This window comes from Sphingomonas bacterium (assembly GCF_903643065.1).
Lineage (GTDB): Bacteria > Pseudomonadota > Alphaproteobacteria > Sphingomonadales > Sphingomonadaceae > Sphingomonas.
This window is the reverse complement of sequence record NZ_CAHJWX010000310.1, coordinates 1-3,610: the sequence shown is the minus strand read 5'-3', so window position 1 is coordinate 3,610 and position 3,610 is coordinate 1. Positions and strand designations below refer to the sequence as shown.

General features: G+C 63.5%; 3 protein-coding genes. 1 reads left to right on the top strand and 2 read right to left on the bottom strand.

The features are described 5' to 3' along the window. Window positions 1-83 precede the first annotated feature (83 nt). On the bottom strand, window positions 84-1,697 hold the full coding sequence (locus HUU95_RS10980) for an AMP-binding protein (RefSeq protein WP_174280151.1): 1,614 nt from the start codon (window positions 1,695-1,697) through the stop codon (window positions 84-86). Between the two features lie 218 nt (window positions 1,698-1,915). Between HUU95_RS10980 and HUU95_RS10975 the strand changes: the two genes are divergently transcribed. Next, window positions 1,916-3,169, top strand: coding sequence for an acetyl-CoA C-acetyltransferase (locus tag HUU95_RS10975; protein WP_174280150.1), 1,254 nt, complete (start codon window positions 1,916-1,918; stop codon window positions 3,167-3,169). Between the two features lie 9 nt (window positions 3,170-3,178). On the opposite strand, the gene HUU95_RS10970 is transcribed toward HUU95_RS10975, so the two are convergent. Beyond that, window positions 3,179-3,610: aldehyde dehydrogenase family protein (locus HUU95_RS10970; RefSeq protein ID WP_174280149.1), on the bottom strand; the 432-nt coding region annotated here is incomplete at its 5' end.

The following is a 3,610-nucleotide window of genomic DNA, read 5'->3' as shown; positions in this document are numbered from 1 at the left end:
CTTCGGCTTACCTCCTCGATGCATTGTCCTTCCAGACCCGGTCTCCTGGTCTGTTCGCAACTCCTGCGTGATCGCGCGTGATCCTACCGCCTAGCAAGTGCAACATGATGCTTTTCACGGTCCCAGGTCTGAGGGGTGCAGCCATCTTCTCGTAGACGGTACTTGAGAACCTTGCCGGTCGGGTTACGCGGTAGGTCGTCACGAAACTCGATGTAGCGCGGGACGGCGAAATACGGTACGCGATCGATCGCCCACAAGCACAGCGCCTGCTCGGTCAAATCCGCGCCCTCGCGCAGCACGCAGGTGACCTTAACGTCGTCCTCGCCCATGTCTGAGAACACGGCGTGCACCGCGACATCCATGATGTCGGGGTGGTTCTGGAAGGTAGCCTCCATCTCGAAGCTGGAAATGTTTTCACCCCGACGACGAAGATAATCCTTTTTGCGATCAACGAAATAGAACTCGCCATTACTTCCGAACTTACCGATATCCCCTGAGTGGAACCAGAGATCTTTGATAGCCTTCAGTGTGTCGGCTGGGCGGTTCCAATAGCCTGAAAACATGACGTTCGACCGCTTTGGACGGATTAGCACCTCTCCCGCCTGCCCATGCGCTACAGGATCGCCGTCGTCATCGGCGATGATCACGTCGAAATCCTCGGCAATCGGGCCGGAAGAATTGGGATCAAGCCGAGTCGCCAGCGGGCCCGTCGTCACCATCGCTGCTTCGGTCAGGCCATAACCTCCCGCACCCATTATTTCGACGCCGAAGCGGGTTCGCCATTTATCCTGCAAGTCCTTGGGAAAGGGTGCCGCGCCTACGACGCGGATTTGGCCGAAACATTTTTTGGACTCCTCGCTGTCGGGCGCCTCAGCGATCAGCGGGTGCATCGACCCGAGCAGGCCGATTGAGGTTGCGCCCGAGCGCAGGATGTCCGGCCAGAACCCTGAGAGCGAGAAGCGCGGATACACGACAGAGCGGCCGCCTAGCATCGCGGTTGAAAGCAGGCCGGTCGCGGTCGCATTCATGTGAAATAACGGCAGCGCGCTCCAGTAGATGTCGTCGGGTCGTCGGTCGCCGCACATGATCGCCTGCCGGGCGAGATTACACGCATAGCCGTGACTGATCATGCAGCCCTTGGACGGGCCGGTGGTGCCCGAGGTGTAGATGAGCATCGCCAAGTCGGATGGAGTGAGGTCCGGCAGCGGGTGGCCGGCCTGCGGCCCCATCACGTTCTCGAGCGATTCGACGTCAAGCGAGTTGGGCGTGTCCGCCGGCGCGGCGCCGCGATGCACCAGCACGGTCAGAGCCGGCAAGTCGACCGCAACGGCGGCGACGCGGGCGGCGTAATCCTCCTCGGCGATGACGATCCGTGCGCCGGCGTCGGCGATCTGGTGGCGGAGGAATTCGCCCTTGTAAGCGGTATTCACCGGGACAGAGACGGCGCCGGCGAGATTGATCCCGAACCACGCCACCACTGCCTGAAAGTTGTTGTCTAGCACTGAGACAACTCGGTCGCCTGGTTCCACGCCGAGCACGATCAGCCCCGCCGCCAGCCGCTGCGCGGCATTAAGCGTTTCACCATAGGTGAACAAGTTGCCTTGAAAGTCGAGAAAAATACTGTCTGGCTGAGCGTTGGCCGCTTCGCGGAGCACGCCGGTGACGGTGTTGCCTCCCGTGAATACAGCAACCGACATCCCGCCCTCCTTGTAGCTCGGCGCACTTCCTCGGCCCGCAGCAAGGACAGTCCTATCGCGCGCGCCAGAGGTTGTAAATCGCTCAGTCTCTTGTGCTGAGCGATCGATCAGTATCGTCTTGACAGCGGCTCTCCGACGTTCCAGCGGAGACTGTAGATTCATCGCCAGGCTTCCTGCCGTAACGCGCGGAAGCTCTGGAAACGCCAAACGGAGGCTTCATGCCAGAAGCGCTGATCATCGACGCCGTCCGCACCCCACGCGGTGTCGGCAAGGCCGGCAAGGGCGCACTCGCACACATGCACCCGCAGCATCTCGCCGCGACGGTGCTGAAGGCGATCGCCGAGCGCAACCATCTCGATACCGCCGATGTCGACGATATCATCTGGTCGACCAGCACCCAGCGCGGCAAGCAGGGCGGCGATCTCGGACGCATGGCGGCGCTCGACGCGGGCTATGACGTGAAGGCCTCGGGAACGACTCTCGACCGCTTCTGCGGCGGCGGGATCACCGCGGTCAACTTCGCCGCCGCGCAGATCATGAGCGGCATGGAGGATCTGGTCGTCGCCGGCGGCACCGAAATGATGTCGCTGACGAACGCGATGGTTGCCGAGGACATGGCCGACGGCAAGCCGGTCTACGGCATCGGCTCGGGCAACCCGCGCCTCGACATCGCGCACCCGCAATCGCACCAGGGCGTTTGCGGCGACGCGATCGCCTCGATGGAGGGGATCGGCCGCGCCGATCTCGACGCCTTCGGCCTGGAGAGCCAACGCCGCGCCAAGGTCGCGATGGACGAAGGCCGGTTTGATAAGTCAGTCGTACCCGTGAGCGACGACGCGGGCACCATCGTGCTCGACCGCGACGAGTATCCGCGGCCTGAAACGACGGCCGAGGGTCTCGCCAGCCTCAAGCCCGCCTTCGCCGCTCTCGCCGACTATCCGATCGACGAAAGCGGCGCGACCTTTCGCGGGCAGATCAACCGCAAGTTCCCCGACCTGACGATCGAGCATGTCCACCATGCCGGCAACTCCTCGGGCGTCGTCGATGGCGCTGCGGCGGTGCTGCTCGCCTCTCCCACCTATGCGGAGGCGCATGGGCTGAAGCCGCGAGCCCGGGTCGTCGCAATTGCCAATGTCGGCGACGATCCTACGCTGATGCTCAACGCGCCGGTGCCGGCGGCGCGCAAGGTATTGGCCAAAGCCGGGCTGACCGTCGATGACATCGATCTTTGGGAGATCAACGAGGCGTTCGCGGTGGTCGCCGAGAAGTTCATCCGCGATCTCGGGCTCGACCGCGACAAGGTCAACGTCAACGGCGGCGCGATCGCGCTCGGCCATCCGATCGGTGCGACCGGGGCGATCCTGATCGGCACGATCCTCGACGAGCTAGAACGCCGCGACCTCAAGCGCGGGCTCGTCACCATGTGCGCGGCGGGCGGCATGGCGCCGGCAATCATCATCGAACGGATTTGAACCCGCGGTTCAACCGCCGCGAAAGCTGATCGTCTTGATCGTCGTGAACTCGTTCAACCCCTCGATCCCATATTCGCGGCCGTAGCCTGAGCGCTTGACGCCGCCGAACGGGGCATGGCTCGACATGCGGCCGCCGCCGCCGTTGATCTGCACCCCGCCCGTCCGCAACCGCAGCGCCATTTCATACGCATGGCCGACGTCGGCGGAAAAAATGCCGCCGGACAGCCCGAAATCGCTGTCATTGGCGAGCGCGATCGCCTCGTCGTCATCGTCATAGCCAATCACTACGCCGACCGGACCGAAGACCTCTTCGCGCGCGATGCGATCGCTGTTGTGGACGTCGTCGAACAGCGTCGGTTGGAAGAAGAATCCCTTGTCCAGCCCGGCGGGGCGCCCCCCGCCCGTAACGAGCGTAGCGCCCTCGCTCAGTGCCACCTCGAC

Coding starts and splice junctions, on each gene's coding strand:
- HUU95_RS10980 (WP_174280151.1), bottom strand. CDS start 1,697: ATGTCGGTTGCTGTATTCACGGGAGGCAACACCGTCACCGGCGTGCTC.
- HUU95_RS10975 (WP_174280150.1), top strand. CDS start 1,916: ATGCCAGAAGCGCTGATCATCGACGCCGTCCGCACCCCACGCGGTGTC.